Annotated in this window: 17 protein-coding genes; 12 read left to right on the top strand and 5 right to left on the bottom strand. The window is 71.5% G+C overall.

Translation table 11 applies throughout. From position 1 onward, the window contains the following. The 4 genes from fliF to VQ03_RS25550 all read right to left on the bottom strand — a co-directional run. Positions 1-1,489 (bottom strand): flagellar basal-body MS-ring/collar protein FliF (gene fliF, locus VQ03_RS25565; RefSeq protein ID WP_048453730.1); only part of this gene is annotated, 1,489 nt, incomplete at its 3' end. 172 nt (positions 1,490-1,661) lie between these two features. After that, positions 1,662-1,937, bottom strand: a complete 276-nt coding sequence (gene sciP, locus VQ03_RS25560) for a CtrA inhibitor SciP (protein WP_048443591.1) — start codon at positions 1,935-1,937, stop codon at positions 1,662-1,664. A 112-nt stretch (positions 1,938-2,049) separates the two neighbouring features. Further along, complete coding sequence (locus VQ03_RS25555; protein ID WP_048453729.1) at positions 2,050-2,727, bottom strand: flagellar hook assembly protein FlgD; 678 nt, start codon at positions 2,725-2,727, stop codon at positions 2,050-2,052. A 38-nt stretch (positions 2,728-2,765) separates the two neighbouring features. Beyond that, a complete protein-coding gene (locus VQ03_RS25550) occupies positions 2,766-4,127 on the bottom strand; it encodes a flagellar hook-length control protein FliK (protein ID WP_083468212.1) in 1,362 nt (453 codons plus the stop codon). Positions 4,128-4,389: 262 nt separating this feature from the next. Between VQ03_RS25550 and mnmA the strand changes: the two genes are divergently transcribed. The 11 genes from mnmA (at position 4,390) to VQ03_RS25495 (ending at position 16,649) form a co-directional block, all read left to right on the top strand. Beyond that, complete coding sequence (gene mnmA / locus VQ03_RS25545; RefSeq protein WP_048453728.1) at positions 4,390-5,538, top strand: tRNA 2-thiouridine(34) synthase MnmA; 1,149 nt, start codon at positions 4,390-4,392, stop codon at positions 5,536-5,538. A 105-nt stretch (positions 5,539-5,643) separates the two neighbouring features. After that, complete coding sequence (locus tag VQ03_RS25540) at positions 5,644-6,297, top strand: class I SAM-dependent methyltransferase (RefSeq protein ID WP_048453727.1); 654 nt, start codon at positions 5,644-5,646, stop codon at positions 6,295-6,297. 131 nt (positions 6,298-6,428) lie between these two features. After that, entirely contained in the window at positions 6,429-7,190 is a 762-nt protein-coding gene (locus VQ03_RS25535) for a TVP38/TMEM64 family protein (protein WP_048453726.1), read from the top strand. Positions 7,191-7,370: 180 nt separating this feature from the next. After that, on the top strand, positions 7,371-8,807 hold the full coding sequence (locus VQ03_RS25530) for a sensor histidine kinase (protein WP_048453725.1): 1,437 nt from the start codon (positions 7,371-7,373) through the stop codon (positions 8,805-8,807). 45 nt (positions 8,808-8,852) lie between these two features. Next, on the top strand, positions 8,853-9,749 hold the full coding sequence (locus tag VQ03_RS25525; protein ID WP_048453724.1) for a LysR substrate-binding domain-containing protein: 897 nt from the start codon (positions 8,853-8,855) through the stop codon (positions 9,747-9,749). A gap of 268 nt (positions 9,750-10,017) precedes the next feature. Continuing rightward, positions 10,018-10,767 carry an SDR family NAD(P)-dependent oxidoreductase gene (locus VQ03_RS25520; protein WP_048453723.1) on the top strand — a complete coding sequence of 250 codons (750 nt, stop codon included), beginning with the start codon at positions 10,018-10,020 and terminating at the stop codon, positions 10,765-10,767. Between the two features lie 16 nt (positions 10,768-10,783). Further along, complete coding sequence (locus VQ03_RS25515; RefSeq protein ID WP_048453722.1) at positions 10,784-11,638, top strand: transketolase; 855 nt, start codon at positions 10,784-10,786, stop codon at positions 11,636-11,638. Next, positions 11,635-12,666: a transketolase family protein gene (locus tag VQ03_RS25510; protein WP_048453721.1), complete on the top strand. Its 1,032-nt coding sequence runs from the start codon at positions 11,635-11,637 to the stop codon at positions 12,664-12,666. The genes VQ03_RS25515 and VQ03_RS25510 overlap by 4 nt, the downstream gene beginning before the upstream one ends. Beyond that, entirely contained in the window at positions 12,663-13,547 is an 885-nt protein-coding gene (locus tag VQ03_RS25505) for an NAD(P)-dependent oxidoreductase (RefSeq protein WP_425350095.1), read from the top strand. The genes VQ03_RS25510 and VQ03_RS25505 overlap by 4 nt, the downstream gene beginning before the upstream one ends. A gap of 195 nt (positions 13,548-13,742) precedes the next feature. Beyond that, the gene (locus VQ03_RS25500; RefSeq protein ID WP_048453719.1) at positions 13,743-14,756 is read left to right on the top strand and encodes a TRAP transporter substrate-binding protein; all 1,014 of its coding nucleotides are present in this window, start codon (positions 13,743-13,745) and stop codon (positions 14,754-14,756) included. A 12-nt stretch (positions 14,757-14,768) separates the two neighbouring features. Further along, a complete protein-coding gene (locus tag VQ03_RS25495; protein WP_048453718.1) occupies positions 14,769-16,649 on the top strand; it encodes a TRAP transporter large permease in 1,881 nt (626 codons plus the stop codon). Between the two features lie 180 nt (positions 16,650-16,829). Here VQ03_RS25495 and VQ03_RS25490 read toward each other — a convergent pair whose 3' ends face one another. Further along, positions 16,830-17,558, bottom strand: a complete 729-nt coding sequence (locus VQ03_RS25490; RefSeq protein ID WP_245292193.1) for a transporter substrate-binding domain-containing protein — start codon at positions 17,556-17,558, stop codon at positions 16,830-16,832. Positions 17,559-17,741: 183 nt separating this feature from the next. Between VQ03_RS25490 and VQ03_RS25485 the strand changes: the two genes are divergently transcribed. Beyond that, positions 17,742-18,635: FUSC family protein (locus tag VQ03_RS25485; RefSeq protein WP_048453717.1), on the top strand; the 894-nt coding region annotated here is incomplete at its 3' end.

The raw sequence follows: 18,635 nt of genomic DNA, 5'->3' as shown, positions 1-18,635 counted from the left end.
AGCCCCCCGTCCCCGCCCCCGCCGCGCCCTCGACCGTCATCAGCACGCCGTTGGAATCGGTCAGGACCCTGACCTGGCCCAGGGTCAGGGCCGGCGCCTCCGAGGCGACGACCTTCTGCACCAGCGGGCGCACCACGGTCATCAGCACCACGAGGCCGAGGAAGAACAGCACCGTCATCTCGGCGATGCGCAGCACGTCCTCCTTGCTCGGCTGCAGGATCGAGGCGAGGAAGCCCTGCTCCTGGAGCTCCGGCACCGCGGGGGTGTCGGCGAAGCGCAGGTTCACCACCTCGACCTGGTCGCCCCGGGCCTTGTCGTAGCCGACGGCGGTGCGCACCAGCGCGGTGATCCGCTCCAGCTCGGGCGCCGGGCGCGGCGCGTAGGCCGGCTTGCCGTCCGGCCCGGCCGCGTAGGTGCCGTCGATCAGCACCGCCACCGACAGGCGCTTGACCCGGCCGCCCTCGTTCACCTCGGTGCGGGTGACCCGGGAGATCTCGTAGTTCGTGGTCTCCTCGTTCTTGTTCGAGGCTTCCCGGGGACCCTGGTTCTGCTGGCCCTGGTTGGCGCCGGGCAATTCGTTGCCGACGCTGACGCCGTTCTCGTTGCTCTGCGACTGCGAGTTCTCACTGCGGGTCTGGGTCGAGCGCACCACGCGGCTCTCGGGATCGAAGGTCTCCGAGCGGCTCTCGACCCGGTTGGCATCGAGCTCGGCCGTGACCTGGACCCGGGCGCGGCCCGAGCCGACGATGCCGGCGACGATCTCCTCGACCTGGTTGCGCAGGCGCCGCTCCATGCCGGCCTGGCGCTCGTCGAGGCCGATCCCGGCCTGGTCCTCCGCCCCGCGGGCGCCGTCGGCCAGGAGCCGCCCGCGCTCGTCGACGATCGAGATGCGCTCGGGCTTCAGGCCCTCGACCGCCGAGGCGACGAGGTGACGCACCGCCCGGACCTGGCCCGGATCGAGATCGCCGGCGAGCCGCACCACGATCGCGGCGCTCGGCGCCTCGCGGTCGCGGGAAAACAGCCGCTTCTCGGGCAGGACGAGATGGACGCGGGCCGCCTGCACCCGGCCGATCGCCCGGATCGAGCGGGCGAGCTCGCCTTCCAGCGCCCGCAGGTGATTGACGTTCTGGACGAAGCTCGTCGACGAGAAGGCGTCGCCCTTGTCGAAGATCTCGTAGCCGACGCCGCCGGCGCTCGGCAGGCCCTTCGCGGCGAGGTCCATGCGCAGGCGGGCGAGATCGGCCCGGGGCGCCAGCACGGTCTGGCCGGTATCGCCCTTGGTCTCGTAGCGGATGCCCCGCGTCTCGAGGTCGCGCACCACGGCGCTGGCATCCTGCACCGAGAGGTCGGTGTAGAGCACGCCCATGTCGGGGCGCGAGACCCGCAGGATGACGAAGGCGAAGAAGCCGATGAGCGCGAGGGTCACCGCACCCATCGCGGCGAGCCGCGCGGGCCCCAGCTTCGCCACCAGATCGAGAACCGGCTTCACGACGTCACGCACCCGCCAAGCGGGGCCACAGCGGCCCCAGGGCAAAATTTGCCGGGTCGTGGTTATGACTTGGTTAACGCCGCGCGATCCGATGCGCGCAGGCCCGGGACGCCGCCGGCCTGAACGAGGCCTGACGGCGTCCCGGGCCGCGACGCCGGGATCCGGGGCGCGGCTATTGCCGGTAGTGCTGGATCCGCGTCGTGCGCAGGCCGGCGAGGCCGTGCTGCTCGATCGAGTACTGCCAGCTCAGGAATTCCTCGGTGGTCAGCGTGTAACGCTGGCACGCCTCTTCGAGACTCAGGAGCCCGCCGCGCACGGCGGCCACCACCTCGGCCTTGCGCCGGATCACCCATCGGCGGGTATCGGTCGGAGGAAGGTCCGCGATGGTCAGCGGACTTCCGTCTGGCCCGATGACGTACTTCACCCTCGGGCGATGCGGTTCGGTCATGATACGCTCTACACTCGACTGACCTGTCGAGACCGACGCTAGGCACCCGCGCTTAAGATTGCTTGAATCATTTCCCTCGCATGTGATTCGTAATCCACAGCAATCCACCGAATCAGTTGCTGCCGGTGCCACCGATCGCCTCGACGCTGCTGAGGGCCACGGTGCGGTCGCCGATGGTCAGGACCGGTTCGGCGCCGGTGACGTCCACGCTGGAGATCGCCCCGCTGATCTTGGTGTCGACGCTGACGCTCGCGCCCGTGGCGTCGAGGGCCTGCACCTTCAGGGTGTACTTGCCGTCCGCGGCGAGCTGCCCGGTGGAGCTGCGGCCGTCCCAGGTGAAGCTCTGTCTGCCGGCGGGCAGCGCTTTGGTCTGGGTGGCCAACACGTTGCCCTTGGCATCCGTGATGGACAGGACGGCCTTGGCGGCGGCCCGCGCCGGGTTGAGCGTCCAGGTCGCAGCGCCCTCGGCGAGCGAGGTCGTGGCGCCGTCCGCCGTCACGGTCTTGCCGATCAGGCCGGAGGCGGTCGCCGCGGCGGACGCCTTGCTGGCGGTGATCAGGCTGCCGAGCTGGTCGTTGGTCTTGAGCTGCTGCTCGACCGAGGCGAACTGCACCAGCTGCTGGGTGAACTGGTTGGTGTCGAGGGGATCGAGCGGGTTCTGGTTCTGCAGCTGCGTCGTCAGCAGGGTCAGGAACTGGTTGAAGTTCCCGGCGATCGTGCTGGCGTCGCTTCCGGTCTTGCCGGCGGTCGGGCTGGAGAGGTTGGTCAGGCTGCTGATGCCGGCGGTCATCGGGATCTCGCGGGTTCGCTCGTCATCGGGGATCGTCTCTAGATTCGCAGGTCGAGGCCGAGGCGCTGGCCGAGGTTGCGCAGGGGCGTCAGGGCCGCCTGCGCGTCGGCCTCGGCCGGGCCGGACACGGCCCGGTCAGGCTCCCGCGGCCGGCCGGCCTGGTCGCGCTGCGGCGCGTTCTGGCCGCCGCCGTCGCGCAGCGAGAAGGTCAGCCCGGCTTCGCCGGGAGCGAGCCCGGCCTGGGCCAGCGCCTGCTGCAGGCTCCCGGCATCGCGCTGGAGCAGGGCCAGGGTCTCGGGCCGCTCCACCACGAGGTGCGCCTTCACGGCGCCGTGCTGACGGTCGATGTCGAGGCTGACGTCGATGCGGCCGAGCTCATAGGGATCGAGCCGGATCTCGAAGCGGTTGCTGCCGGCGAGCGCCCGCATCCCGATGGCGATCGGCACCGCGCTCAAGGGGGCCTGCACCGAGACCGCCGGACGGGTCTCGGTCGCCGCCGCCGAGGCGGCCGGGCCGTCGGCGCTCCTCACCTGCGGTGCGGGGGCCGAGGGATCTGGGATCGCGAGGCCGTCGGGCGCGGGCGTCGGGCCGCCCTCCTGCGGCTGGTCCTTGCGCCCGTCCGCCCGGGGCGCGGCCTCGGCCAGGAGCGCGGCAATCTGCGGATCGGCGCTCGCCGCCGCCTGGACCGCAGGGGCGGCGGCACCCGGATCGGCCGGTGCCGCGCCGGGCGCGGAGGCTGCGCCGGGGGGAGCGGCCGTCGGGGTCGGGACAGGTGCGGCGAGGAGCGCCGGGATCAGCACGGGAGGCGCGCCCGGAGCGTCCGCCGCCTCCTCGGCGTCCGTCGCGTCGCCGGGAGCGGCCTCCGCGGTCTCGCCGGATGCGGCGGCGCCGGCCCGGACCGCTTCGGCCTGCGCCGCGGCGGGCGGCGTCGCCGGACCCTGCGTGCCGCCCGCGGCGCCCGGCTTCGCAGCGGCTTTCGCCTCGGCCGAATCCCGGACCGCCTCGTCGGCGGCAGAGTTCCTGGCCGTCGCGCTCCCGGTCGTCGAATACCAGCGATCCGAGTTTCTGGCGGCCGATGCCCGGGCGGCCCTGTCCTCGGTGGCCCTGTCCTCGGTGGCCCTGTCGCCGACGGTCACGTCCCTGCGGCGGTCGGCGACCTCGTCGCCGGCCCGCTCCTGGCGGGAACGGGCCTCGGACGCGGCGTCGGCGCGCTCCGCCCCGGTCGGCGCGCCCGCCGGCGCGTCGGCCTTCGCCTTCGCCTGAGCCCGGTGGGGCGTGCCGGCGGCCCGCGCGGAGGCCCGGTCGGCCGGGCGAAACGGCTCGTGCGCGGCGGCGCGCGCCGGCCGGGCCGGCTCGCGGCCCGCCATCCGTCCTCCCTCACCCGCTCCGCTGATCTGCATCGGCGACCTCCTGGGTCCCGGCAGAGCAAGCCGCCTGCCAGTCCATCCGGCGGCGCAAGTGATTGATCCGGCATGATGATTTTTGCGCGCCGACCGGCCCGCGGCCGTGCCCCGGTCGGAATCTGCCGGGCCCCCGGCAAGAACTTCCCTGCGGGCCGCAGCGCCTCCCGCCCTGGCAGAACGCCGGTCGGATCGCTATAGACTCCGCGAGCGGCGCCGGACTCTGCCTCCGGGAGCCGCCCAATAAACCCCTCGCACGGTCATGAACTCGCTCGATCTGCACAAGGCCCCGGAGGACACCCGCGTCGTCGTGGCGATGTCCGGGGGCGTCGATTCCTCCGTCGTCGCCGCGCTCCTGAAGCGCGAGGGCTACGACGTGGTCGGGATCACGCTGCAGCTCTACGACCACGGCGCGGCCACCCATCGCCGCGGCGCCTGCTGCGCCGGCCAGGACATCCACGACGCCCGCCGCGCCGCCGAAGCCATCGGCATCCCGCACTACGTCCTCGACTACGAGGACCGCTTCCGCGAGGCGGTGATCGACCGCTTCGCCGACAGCTACCTCCAGGGCGAGACGCCGATCCCCTGCGTCGAGTGCAACCGCTCGATCAAGTTCCGCGACCTGCTCACCACCGCCCAGGACCTCGGCGCCGACGTGCTGGCGACGGGCCACTACGTCGCGAGCCGGGCGCTGCCCGGCGGTGGCCGGGCGCTCCACCGCGCCCTCGACCCGGCCCGGGACCAGAGCTACTTCCTGTACGCGACCACGGCTGAGCAGCTCGACCTCCTGCGCTTTCCCCTCGGCGAGCGGCCCAAGGACGAGACGCGGGCGCTCGCCAAGGCCTTCGGCCTCTCGGTCGCCGACAAGCCCGACAGCCAGGACATCTGCTTCGTGCCGCAGGGGCGCTACCAGGACGTGATCGCCCGCCTGCGCCCCGACGCGGTGCGCCCGGGCGAGATCGTCCATCTCGACGGCCGGCGCCTCGGCCGTCACGACGGCATCATCGGCTTCACGGTCGGCCAGCGCCGCGGCCTCAACGTGGCGGCGGGCGAGCCGCTCTACGTCGTGCGCCTGGAGCCCGGCGAGGCCCGGGTCGTGGTCGGCCCGCGCGAGGCGCTCGCCACCTCGGTGATCCGGCTGGCCGACCCGAACTGGCTCGGCGACGCCCCCCTCGCGGCGGCCCGCGACCTGGGCGTCGCGGTGCGGGTGCGCTCGACCCGCGAGCCCCGCCCCGCCACCCTCACCTGGAACCCGGACACGGACACGGCCGAGATCACCCTCGCGACCCCCGAGGACGGGGTGTCGCCGGGCCAGGCCTGCGTCATCTATGCCGATGACGGGCCCCGTGCGCGGGTGCTGGGCGGCGGCACCATCCGGCGGGTCGAGGCCGCAAGCCTGGCGGCGGCCTGACGCGCCCCCGGCCGATGCGATTTTCCGAAGATTTCTTCCGGAAATCGTATCACACACTCGCGCGTTGACGCCCGCGAGACGATCGAACTCGGAGACGATACGGACATGCTGAGCGAGCCGCGAGAGGCGGGGCCCACCACCGCCTTGATGCGCAAGGCCTACGCGCGCTGGGCGCCGGTCTACGACGTGGTCTACGACAAGCTCACCGAGCCGGCGGCCCGGGACGCGGTCGAGGCGGCTCTCGTCGGCGGGCGGCGGATCCTGGAGGCCGGCGTCGGCACCGGCCTGTCCCTGGGCTATTACCCGAAGGATGCCGAGGTCTACGGCGTCGACCTGTCGGAGGACATGCTCCGGCGGGCCAACCGCAAGGTGGCCCGGCGCAGGCTCACCCACGTCAAGGGCCTCCAGGTCATGGATGTCTGCCGCCTCGGCTACGCCGATGCGAGCTTCGACGCGGTGGTGGCGCAGTTCCTCATCACCCTGGTGCCGGACCCCGAAGGCGCCCTCGACGAGTTCCTGCGGGTGGTGCGGCCCGGCGGCATGATCGTGCTCGCCAACCATTTCGGCCAGGACCGCGGCACCGTGGCCAAGGTCGAGGAGATCGTCGCGCCGCTCTGCGAGAAGATCGGCTGGAGCTCGGCCTTCAAGGCTGCCCGGATCGAGGCCTGGGCGAAGAGCCGCGGCGTGACCTTCATCGGCGTGCGCCCAACCTTCCCGGGCGGGTTCTTCAAGATCCTGCGCATGCAGAAGCCCGGGTGAGCGCGCTGACCCGGCCCCAAGAGCCTTCCCAGCCTGAAGAGCCTTCCCAGCCTGAAGAGCCTCCCCTGCCTGAGGAGCCCCCCCTTTCCGAGAAGCAGGCCCCGTCGCCGGGGGACGACGGCCCGGAGGCCGTGGCGGCCCCGGCCTGGCGCGGCTGGCTGCGGGTGCTGCCGCTCGTCGCCCTGGTGGCCCTGTCCGTCGGCCTCCTCGTCGGCGGCATCACCCGCTGGTTCAGCCTCGACCAGCTCCTCGCCTCCCGGGCCTATGCCAAGGCCTGGGTCGCGGAGGGGTTCTGGCGTGCCTATGCCTGCGCCTACCTCGCCTATGTCGGCACGGTGATCGTCTCGCTGCCGGTCTCGGTGGTGATGACGACCCTGTGCGGCTTCCTGTTCGGCCCGGTCGCCGGCGCGCTGGTGTCGATCTCCGCCGCGACCACCGGCGCCGTCGTGGTGTTCTCGGTCGGCCGCACGGCGGCGGGCGAGGTGCTGCTGCGCCGCGCCGGCTCGCGGCTCGGCCGCCTCGCCGAAGGCTTCCGCCGCGACGCCTTCTCCTACGTGATGGTGCTGCGGCTCCTGCCGGTCTTCCCGTTCTGGATGACCAACCTCGCCCCGGCGATCTTCGGCGTGCGGCTGCGGACCTTCGCGCTCGCCACCCTCATCGGCATCAGCCCCGGCGCCTTCATCTACGCCTCGGCGGGTGCGGGCGTGGAGACTGTCGTGGCGGCCCACCAGGCGGCGAAGGAGGCCTGCGTCGTGGCCGGCGGCATCGCCTGCGACGCCGCCCTGTCGCTCCGGGCCGTCGTCACGCCGCAGCTCATCGCCACCCTGCTCGGCCTCGGCGCCCTGGCACTGCTGCCGGTCGCCTGGCGGCGCTGGCGCGGCAATCCCGGCTGAACCCCACCCCGACGTGACACGGTCACGCGCAATTCTCTAGCCGGCGTCTGGATTTTTTCCGATCCGAGAATAGCTTCCCACCCTCTCACTGCGGGAGAGGGGCCGAAGCCGACGGGCGTGTTAGTGTTCCGTCGACCGGGGTGTCCTAGCATCGTCGGGCAAGCGAGGACGTGGAGAACCGTGCATTGGGCCGATGACGCGGCGAGCCAGGGTGGCCTCCGGCGTCTCGCCGGCCGGGTCGGGCTGTCCGGTCGCCTGCTGCTGCTCACGGTGGTGTTCGTCCTCATCGCCGAGGTGCTGATCTACGTCCCCAGCATCGCGAGCTACCGGCGCTCCTGGCTCTCCGACCGGGTCGCCGCCGCGCAGGTCGCCGCCCTGGTGCTCGATGCCGCGCCCCAGCAACGGGTCTCCGACGACCTCGCGAAGCGGCTGCTGATGGGGGTGGGCGCCCGGGCCATCGCCCTCAAGGCCGGGGGGGCGCGGCGCCTCCTCAATCTCACGCCGATGCCGCCGGAGGTGGGCGAGACCGTCGACCTGCGCGAGGCCGGCTGGATCGAGAGCATCGGCGGCGCCTGGCGCACCCTGACCCGGGCCGATCCCCTGCCGCTGCGGGTGGTCGGCCACGGCATGGACGGGGTCGATTTCGTCGAGCTGGTCCTCGATCCCGCCCCCTTGCGGCGGGCGATGATCGCCTTCTCGGGGAGGATCCTGCTCGCCTCGCTGGCGATCTCCGGCATCACCGCCGGCCTCGTCTTCCTGGTGCTGCAGCTCTCGATCGTCAGGCCGGTGCGGCGGCTGGCGCGCAACATCGCGACCTTCGCGGAGGACCCGGAGGACCTGTCGCGGCGGATCTCTCCGTCCTGGCGCAGCGACGAGATCGGTGCCGCCGAGACGGCGCTCGCCCGCATGGAGACCATCCTCTCGGACGAGCTGCGCCAGAAGCGGCGTCTGGCCGATCTCGGCCTCTCGGTGAGCAAGATCAACCACGAGCTGCGAAACCTGCTCACCACCGCGCAGCTCCTCGTCGACAGGCTCGAGCACGTCGCCGATCCGGGGGTGCAGCGGGTGGCGCCGCGCCTCGTCGCGACGCTCGGCCGGGCGATCCGCTACTGCGAGGCCACCCTGGCCTATGGCCGCGCCGCCGAACGTCCCCCGGAGCGCCGTCTGACCCCGCTGCGGCCGGTCCTGCGTGACGCCCTCGACCTCGCCGGTCTGGCGCCCGGGGCCGCCGTCACGATCGAGGACCGCACGCCCGAGGGCTTGAGCGTCGATGCCGATCCCGACCAGCTGTCGCGGGTGCTGGTCAACCTGGTGCGCAACGCCGTCCAGGCGATCGGGCTTGCCGGCGCGAGCGAGGGCGCCCCTCTCGTGACGATCGAGGCGGAGCGGGTCGGCACCACCGTCACGATCTTCGTCGCCGATAACGGCCCCGGCCTGCCCGAGCGGGCCCGGGCCCACCTGTTCGAGGCGTTCCAGGGGGCGGGCCGCTCCGGCGGCACGGGTCTGGGCCTCGCCATCGCGGCCGAGCTGGTCCGGCTCAACGGGGGTTCCCTGAGCCTCGACGAGACCCGCACCGGCGCGCGTTTCCGCATCGTCCTGCCCGACCGGGAGGGCTGAACCGGGCGGTTGCCAACGTCACGCCCGGGGCCGCATCGTGCGGTCATGTCCCTGCGCGTCCCCCTCTCCGCCGTGCGCTCCTTCGAGGCAGCGGCGCGCCGCCGCTCCTTCAAGGATGCGGCGGCGGAGCTGAACCTGACCGCCAGCGCCGTCAGCCACGCCATCCGCAAGATGGAGGCGTTGCTCGGCGTCACCCTGTTCGAGCGCCAGGGCCAGGGCGTGGTGCCGACCGCCGCCGGCGAAGCGCTCCTGGAGCATGTGAGCCGCGCCTTCGACGAGCTGCATCGCGGCCTCGACCTCGTGGCGGCGCGGGGCCCGCAGCTCCTGCGCCTGCACTGCGCGCCGAGCCTCGCGGCGCAGTGGCTGACGCCCCGGCTCGCCCGGTTCCTCGCCGCCCATCCGGGCTTCGAGGTGCGGCTCGCCGCCGGGATGGACTATGCCCGCTTCGTCAGCGACGAGTTCGACGCCGACCTCGTCTACGGCCCGCCCCGAGGCGAGGGCCTGGTCACGGTGCCGCTCTGCACCGAGACGGTGACGCCGCTCTGCGACCCCGAGCGGGCGGCCCGCATCCGCACGCCGGAGGATCTCCTCGATCAGGTGCTGATCCAGAGCGACAACAAGCAGGTGCGCTGGCCGCTCTGGTTCGCCCGCAACGGCCTGCCGGCGCCTCGCCCCCTCGGGGTGCGCTTCGACCGCAGCTTCCTCGCCATCGCGGCCGCCGCCGACGGGCTCGGGGTCGCGCTCGAATCGACCCTGCTCGCCGAGCGCGAGATCGCCAGCGGCCGTCTCGTCGCGCCTTTGCGCGGGCTGGCGCAGGACGTCACTTACGTCGGCCATCACCTCGTCTATCCGGCGACGACGCGGCGACGGGCCCCGTTGCGGGTCTTCGCGCGGTGGCTGGCGCAGGAGATGAGCATCGCGTTGCCGGAGGATCTGGCATAAAAAAGACAGGTGTTTCTTATCTCGTTCGCGACTTCGGGATGAGGTCGCGAACGGGATGCCAGTGCCCGCTGCAACGGATGGCAAGCGGCCCCGGATGAATCCCATTCACCTCCCCGTGCAATTTCCGCGTTTGCCCCGCCCCCTCGCCCCGGGCACTCTGCGGTCAACGAGACGAGGGAGGAACCGTCAAGGACGGGCGGCGACCGGGGCGTGAGGCCCCGGCCGGCATGCACTCCCTCGTGCCCGACGAGCCAGGGAGGACGACGACATGCTGCTGACCGACAAGGTGTGCCTGATCACCGGCGCCGCATCGTTGCGGGGCATCGGCCGCGCCACCGCGAAGCTCTTCGCCGGCCACGGCGCCAAGGTGGTGATCCTCGATCTCGATGCCGGCCAGGCCGAGGAGGCCGCCCGCGCGATCGGCGAGGGCCATCTCGGCCTCGCCTGCAACGTCACCGACAAGGCCGCCTGCCAGGCCGCCGCCGACGAGGTGGTCTCGCGGTTCGGCCGCATCGACGCGCTGGTCAACAATGCCGGCATCACCCAGCCGCTGAAGTTCATGGAGATCGAGCCCGGCAACTACGACGCGGTGCTCGACGTGAACCTGCGCGGCACGCTCTACATGAGCCAGGCGGTGGTGCCGCAGATGCGCAAGCAGAAATCGGGCTCGATCGTCTGCATGTCGTCGGTCTCGGCGCAGCGCGGCGGCGGCATCTTCGGCGGGCCGCATTACAGCGCCGCCAAGGGCGGCGTGCTGGGCCTCGGCAAGGCGATGGCCCGCGAGCTCGGCCCCGACACGGTGCGGGTCAACAGCATCACCCCGGGCCTGATCCAGACCGACATCACCGCCGGCAAGCTCACCGACGAACTGAAGCTCGAGATCGCCAAGGGCATCCCGCTCGGCCGCCTCGGCGTCGCCGACGACGTGGCCAATGCCTGCCTGTTCCTGGCCTCCGACCTCTCCTCCTACATCACCGGCGCCGTCATCGACGTGAACGGTGGCATGCTCATTCACTGAAGGCCGGAGGCGACCCATGTCCCATGCCGATTCACCGCCGCGGCCGAACAGCCCCTCGCTCGCCGAGCGCGCCTACCGCATCCGCCGCAACGCCCTGCTGATGGGCGAGGTCCAGGGCCAGGGCTACATCGCCCAGGCGCTCGGCATCGCCGACGTGCTGGCGGTCTCGTATTTCCACGCCATGCGCTACCGGCCGGACGATCCGGAATGGGAGGGGCGCGACCGCTTCCTGCTCTCGATCGGCCACTACGCCATCGCGCTCTACGCCGCGCTCCTCGAAGCCGGGATTCTCCCGGAGGACGAGCTGGCGAGCTACGGGGCCGACGACAGCCGGCTGCCGATGTCCGGCATGGCCGCCTACACCCCCGGCATGGAGATCACCGGCGGCTCGCTCGGCCACGGCCTCGCGCTGGCGGTCGGCTTCTGTCTCGGGCTGAAGCGCAAGAAGTCGGAGTCGTTCGTCTACTGCCTCATCTCCGACGGCGAGCTCGGCGAGGGCTCGATCTGGGAGGGCGCCTGGTCGGCGAGCCACTGGAAGCTCGACAACCTGATCGCCATCGTCGACGTCAACAACCAGCAGGCCGACGGTCCGGCCTCGCAGGTCACCGGCTTCGAGCCGGCGGCCTCGCGCTTCGAGGCGTTCGGCTGGCACGTCCAGCGGGTCGACGGCAACGACATCGACGCGCTCGTCCGGGCCTTCGACGCCGCCAAGGCCTGCTCGGAGCCAAAGCCCCGCATCATCATCTGCGACACCACGATGGCGAAGGGCATCCCGTTCCTGGAGGCGCGCGAGCGCAACCACTTCCTGCGGGTGGAGCCGCAGGAATGGCAGGACGCGATCAAGATCCTGGATGCCGGGAGGCCCGCATGAAACGCTCGAAGTATACGCGCCCTGCCTGGCTCTCCGAGGCCAAGACGGGTGAACGCCTGACCACCTCGGCGATGATCGCCTCGCTGGCCGGCCCCGACCAGCGCACCGCGCCGGCCCCGTTCGGCCACGCGCTGGCCAGGCTCGCCGAGGAGCGCCCGGAGATCGTCGGCCTCACCGCCGATCTCGGCAAGTACACCGACCTGCACATCTTCGCCCAGAAGCACCCCGAGCGCTTCTACCAGATGGGCATGGCCGAGCAGCTGCTGATCAGCGCCGCCGCCGGCATGGCGCGGGAAGGCTTCCAGCCCTTCGCCACCACCTACGCGGTGTTCGCGGCACGCCGCGCCTACGACTTCATCTGCATGGCGATCGCGGAGGAGAACCTCGACGTCAAGATCGTCTGCGCGCTGCCCGGCCTCACCACCGGCTACGGCCCGAGCCACCAGGCGACGGAAGACATCGCGATCTTCCGCGGCCTGCCCAACATGACGATCCTCGACCCTTGCGACGCGCACGAGATCGCCCAGGCCGTGCCGGCCATCGCCGACCACAAGGGGCCGGTCTACATGCGGCTCCTGCGCGGCAACGTCCCGCTCGTTCTCGACGAGTACGGCTACACGTTCGAGCTCGGCAAGGCGAAGACCATCCGGGACGGCAACGACGTCCTGATCGTCTCGACCGGCCTGATGACCATGCGGGCCCTCGAGGCGGCGGACGCGCTCCGCGAGGACAGGGTCGACGTCTCGGTGCTGCACGTGCCGACGATCAAGCCGCTCGACACCGAGACCATCCTGCGCGAGGCCGGCAAGGGCGGGCGCCTGGTGGTGGTGGCCGAGAACCACACGGTCGTGGGGGGCCTCGGCGAGGCGGTGGCGGGGCTGCTCCTGCGCTCCGGCACGATCCCGAAGGCCTTCCGCCAGGTCGGCCTGCCGGACGAGTTCCTGGATGCCGGCGCCTTGCCGACCCTCCACGACCGCTACGGCATCTCGACCAACGCCATGGTACGGAGCATCCGCGAATGGCTGTGAGCGCTACGTCTCCCGTCGCATTCGTGGGCTTGGGCTCGATGGGCCTGCCGATGGCCCGCAACCTCGTGCGCCACGGCTTCTCCGTCCGCGGCTTCGACGTGCGGGCGGAGGGCCGCAGTGCCTTCGCGAGCGCCGGCGGCGAACCCGCCGACACGGTCGCGGCGGCGGCTGACGGCGCCGGGGCCCTGGTGCTGATGGTGGTCAATGCCGATCAGGCGGAGGCCATCCTGTTCGGCGAGGGCGCCCTGGAACGCCTGGATCCGGACGCTGAGGTCGTCCTGATGGCGACCTGCCCGCCGGCCGCCGTCGCGGCTTTGGCCAAGCGCGTGACCGCGACCGGCCGGGCCTTCGTCGATGCTCCCGTCTCCGGCGGGGTCGTCGGCGCCGAGGCCGGCACCCTTACCATCATGGCGGCGGCCCCCGCCGCGGTGATCGCCGAGGTGCGGCCGCTGCTGGAGGCCATGGGCGACAAGGTGTTCCATGTCGGGCCCGAGCCCGGCCAGGGCGCCACCATGAAGGCGGTCAACCAGCTCCTCTGCGGGGTCAACCTCGCGGCGGCGGCGGAGGCCCTGTCGCTGGCGGCGAAGGTCGGGATCGACGGCGCGACGGCGCTGGAAATCGTGTCGGGCTCCTCGGCGTCGAGCTGGATGCTGCGCGACCGCGGGCCCCGGATGCTGGAGGAGACCCCGCGGGTCACCAGCGCCGTCGACATCTTCGTCAAGGATCTCGGCATCGTGCTGGAGGCCGGCCGCAGCGAGAAGGCGGCCTTGCCGCTGGCGGCTCTGGCGCACCAGCTCTTCCTGGCGGCCTCGGGCCGTGGAGCCGGCGCGGAAGACGACAGCCAGGTGATCGGCTCGTATCGGGCGCTGAACGGCAAGTAATTCGAGCGCATCTCCCCTCTCCCACACCTTGCAGCGATACCGGGCAAGGATCTCTGGCAAGCCCGGCATCGCCTGGAGGGGGGCCCGCGGTTCTTCCTGAATCTGCGGCGACGCCGCGGAAAGACCGATCACGCACGTCCAGAGGCCGGCCCAACCGGCCCTCCCCATCCCCGAGGAAACCCCCAAGGAAACCCCATGAGCCACACTCTCTCCCGCCGCACGCTGCTCGCCGGCGCCGCCGCCTTCCCCCTCGCCACGGTCTTCACCCGCCCCGTGCGCGCCGCCGAGTTCGAGTACAAGCTCGCCACCGGCCAGGACCCGACCCATCCCGTCAACATCCGCGCCCAGGAGGCCCTGGCCCGCATCCGCGAGGCCTCGAACGGGCGGCTCGACATCAAGCTGTTCCCGGCCAACCAGCTCGGCTCCGACACCGACCTGCTGTCGCAGGTCCGCAACGGCAGCGTCGAGTTCTTCAATCTCTCGACCTCGATCCTCTCGACCTTCGTCGCCGCCGCGGCCTTGCCCAATACCGGCTTCGCGTTCAAGGATTACGACGACGTCTGGAAGGCGATGGACGGGGGGCTCGGGGCTTACGTCCGCGAGCAGATCGCCAAGACGCCGATCCAGACCGTGTCGAAGGTGTGGGACAACGGCTTTCGCCACATCACCTCCTCGACCCGGGAGATCAAGACGCCGGAGGACCTGAAGGGGTTCAAGATCCGCGTGCCCCCGTCGCCGATGCTGACCTCGCTGTTCAAGGCGCTCGATGCCGGTGCCGCCCCGCTCAACTTCAACGAGCTGTATTCGGCGCTGCAGACCAAGATCTTCGAGGGCCAGGAGAACCCGCTCGCCATCACGGCGACGACCCGGCTCTACGAGGTGCAGAAGAGCTGCAGCCTCACCGGCCACGTCTGGGACGGCTACTGGATGCTCGGCAACAAGAAGGCTGTCCAGCGCCTGCCCGAGGACCTGCGCGCCATCGTGTCCCGCGAGCTCGACCGCTCGGCCGACGACCAGCGGGCCGACATCGTCCGCCTGAGCGCCTCGCTGCGCCAGGAGCTCGGATCCAAGGGAATCACCTTCCTCGAGGTCGACCGCCAGAAATTTCGCGATGCGCTCGGCCGCACGACATTCTACAAGGACTGGAAGAACAAGTACGGCGACGCGGCCTGGGATCACCTCGAGGCCGTCTCCGGCAAATTGGCCTGAGGGAGGCGACAGATGCACGTCGACATCGCAACGGAGACGCCGGCCCTGCCGGCGTCCTCCGCCAAGCGCGCCTGGGCGCGCACGCTCGACAATGCCCTCGGCCCGCTGATCGAGATTCCCGCCGCCCTCCTGGTGGTGGCCGAAATCGTGGTGCTGCTCGCGGGCGTCGTCAGCCGCTACGTCTTCCACTCGCCCATCGTCTGGTCGGACGAGCTGGCCTCGATCCTGTTCTTGTGGCTCGCCATGTTGGGCTCGGTCGTGGCCTACCGTCGCGCCGAGCACATGCGGATGACGGCGCTCGTCAGCATGGCGTCCATCAAGACGCAGGCCTTCCTGGAGGCGGTGGCGCTCGCCGCCGGCCTCGCCTTCGTGCTGATGCTGCTGCACCCGGCCTACGAGTTCGCGGCGGAAGAGGTCTTCGTCCAGACGCCGGCGCTCGAGATCACCAATGCCTGGCGCGCCGCCGCCCTGCCGGTCGGCTTCGCCCTGATGCTGGTCGTGGCCGCCCTGCGCCTGATCGAATGCGCCGACTGGCGCCACGCGGTCGGCGCGGTGGCGCTGACCGGCCTCATCATCGCCGCCCTGATGCTGGCCGAGCCGAGCTTGCGCACGCTCGGCAACTGGAACCTCCTGATCTTCTTCGTCCTCGGCGTCGGCGCCCTGGTCTTCACCGGCGTGCCGATCGCCTTCGCGTTCGGGCTCGCCACCTTCGGCTACCTGATGCTCACCACGCGGGCTCCCGCCATGGTGGTGGTCGGGCGCATGGACGAGGGGATGAGCCACCTCATCCTGCTCGCCGTGCCGCTCTTCGTGTTCCTCGGCCTGCTCATCGAGATGACCGGCATGGCCAAGGCCATGGTGGGCTTCCTGGCGAGCCTGCTCGGGCACGTCCGCGGCGGTCTGCACTACGTGCTGGTCGGCGCGATGTATCTCGTCTCGGGCATCTCGGGCTCCAAGGCGGCCGACATGGCGGCGGTGGCCCCGGTGCTGTTCCCCGAGATGAAGAAGCGCGGCGCCAAGGAGGGCGACCTCGTGGCGTTGCTCGCCGCCACCGGCGCGCAGACCGAGACCATCCCGCCCTCGCTGGTGCTGATCACCATCGGGTCGGTGACCGGCGTGTCGATCACCGCGCTCTTCACCGGCGGCCTGATGCCCGGCGTCGTGCTCGGCATCACGCTGTGCATGCTGGTCTGGTGGCGCTATCGCGGCGAGGACCTGAGCCACGTCCGGCGCGCCACCAAGGGCGAGGTGGCCAAGGCCCTCGTCATCGCCTTCCCGGCGATCGCCCTGCCCTTCGTCATCCGCGCCGCGGTGGTCGAGGGCGTGGCCACCGCCACGGAAGTCTCGACCATCGGCATCGTCTACGCGATCCTGGCCGGCCTCCTGATCTACCGCCAGTTCGACTGGCGCCGGGTCTACCCGATGCTGGTCTCGACCGCCTCGCTGTCGGGGGCCATCCTGCTGATCATCGGCGCGGCGACCGGCATGGCCTGGGCGCTGACCCAGTCGGGCTTCTCGCAGAGCCTCGCGGTGATGATGAAGAGCCTGCCCGGCGGGGCGCTCGGCTTCCTGGTCGTGTCGGCGGTGGCCTTCGTCATCCTCGGCTCGGTGCTGGAGGGCATCCCGGCGATCGTGCTGTTCGGCCCGCTGCTGTTCCCGATCGCCCGCCAGGTCGGCGTGCACGAGGTGCACTACGCGATGGTGGTGATCCTGGCGATGGGCGTCGGCCTCTTCGCGCCGCCCTTCGGCGTCGGGTACTACGCCGCCTGCGCGATCAGCCGGATCCATCCCGATGCCGGCATCAAGCCGATCGTCGGCTACATGCTGGCGCTCCTGGCCGGCCTGGTCGTGGTGATCCTGGTGCCGTGGATCTCGATCGGGTTCCTGGGCTGAGCCGAGATCCTGGGCTGAGCCGAGACAGGATCGGACGACGGTCCCGACACCCTCCGCGTCATTCCGGGCTCCGCTACGCGGCCCCGGAACGACACAGTGGGTGTGAGATCCGTAGAGGGCAATCGAACGGGCTCTCTCCACATCCTGCCCCTCTCGGGGCCGGGCGCGGCCTTGACCCCCCTACTCTGCCGCCTTCGCCAGCGCCCTGGCATAGGCGCCGCTCTTCAGCGTCTTCGTCAGCCACTCGTCGACCGCCGCCTTCAGGGCCGGGTCGCGGGTCATCCAATAGGCCTTGTCGTTCTTGTTGAAGGCGTCGGGCACGGTGGCCGGGCAGAGCACGCCGGGATTCACCCGCGACTGGTAATCGACCTCGGTCCCGTCGGTGACCATCACGTCGGCGCGGTTCTGCGCGATCTCCTGGAAGATGGCGCGGTTGTCGGGAAACACCCGCACCGAGGCGTGCGGGAAGTTGGCGTCGGCGAAGCGCTGGTTGGTGCCGCCGGGATTGACCACGACGCGGACCTCCGGCTTGTCGATGTCCTTGACCGTGACGAAGCGGGCCTTGTCGGCGCAGCGTACGATCGGTCGCTTGCCGTCGGTGAGCACCGGCACCGAGAAGTCGGCGACCGACGCCCGGTCGGGCGTGACGGTGACGCCGCCCATGGCGACGTCGTAGCGGTCGGCCAGCAGGTCGTCCTTCAGGGTCTTCCAGGTCGTCGGCACGATCTCGACCTTGACGCCGAGGACCTTGGCGAGCTCGCCCGCCATGGTCACGTCGGCGCCCTTGAGGCTGCCGTCGGGCAGGCGTAACGAATAGGGGGCGTAATCGCCGGTCATGCCGACCCGCAGCGTGCCGTCCTGCTTGATCGCGGCCAGTGACCGCGCCTCTGCCGGCACGGCTGCCAGCATGCCGATAATCCCGACTACACCCGCGATCTTGCGCATCGTCACCGCCCTGACTCTCGCGTTGCTTTCCGCTCGTCTGTCGTAAGGATATCGCATGGCTCCGGTAAAGCCCGGATGACGCCTTGGCCACACGCGAACTCGACCGAGGCCATTGACTCGGCGGCGCGTAGCGGCTCCCTCCCCGCCATGGCCCCTCCGACGGACAGCCCGACATCCCGCACCGAGCGCCTGCGGCGCGCGCTCGACCGCCAGAGGCCGCGCCTGACGCAGGCGGTGCGGATGACCGCGGCGAGCCTCGCGACCTTCGGGCTGGCCGAATCCCTCGACCTGCCGCAGGCCTATTGGGCGGTCATCACCGCCCTCATCGTCACCCAGAGCAGCATCGGCGGCTCGCTCAAGGCCGCGCTCGACCGCTTCCTCGGCTCGGTCGTGGGCGCCTGCTACGGCGGTGCGGTCGCCTTCGCGATCCCGCATCACGGCGGCGCCTCGACCTTCGCGGCCCTGTTCGTGGCGGTGGCACCCCTCACCGTCGCGGCGGCGGTCTCGGCGGGCTTCCGCATCGCGCCGATCACCGCGATCATCGTGCTGCTCTCCACCACCGGCTCGACCCTGGGCCCCCTGGCCTTCGCCCTCGACCGGATCTTCGAGATCGGGCTCGGCTGCGTCGTCGGGCTCGCGGTCTCGCTCCTGGTGGCGCCGGCCCGGGCCGCCCGGGCGGTGACGGTCCAGGCGGCGGGCCTCGCCCGCCTGCTCGCCGACCAGCTCGAAGCCCTCGCCCGCCTCGATATCGAGGAGACGCCGGAGGCGAAGGCCCTGCCGCCGGCCGTGCGCCGGAGCCTCGGACGCCTCGAGACCCTGGCCGGCGAGGCGGCGCGCGAGCGCCGGAGCCGGCTCTCCGCCGCGCCCGATCCGGACCCGCTGCTGCGCACCCTGATGCGCCTGCGCCACGACCTGGTGATGCTGCGCCGCGCCGTCGCGGAGGCCGACGCGGACGTGCTGCGGGTCCACCTCGCCGAAGCCTGGGGGAATGCCGCGAACACGGCGGCCACGCGCCTGCGGGCGCTGGCCGAGGCGCTGGCG

It is taken from the genome of Methylobacterium tarhaniae (assembly GCF_001043955.1).
Taxonomy (GTDB): Bacteria; Pseudomonadota; Alphaproteobacteria; order Rhizobiales; family Beijerinckiaceae; genus Methylobacterium; species Methylobacterium tarhaniae.
The sequence above is the reverse complement of the archived record's forward strand: the minus strand, read 5'-3'. Positions and strand labels throughout refer to the sequence as shown.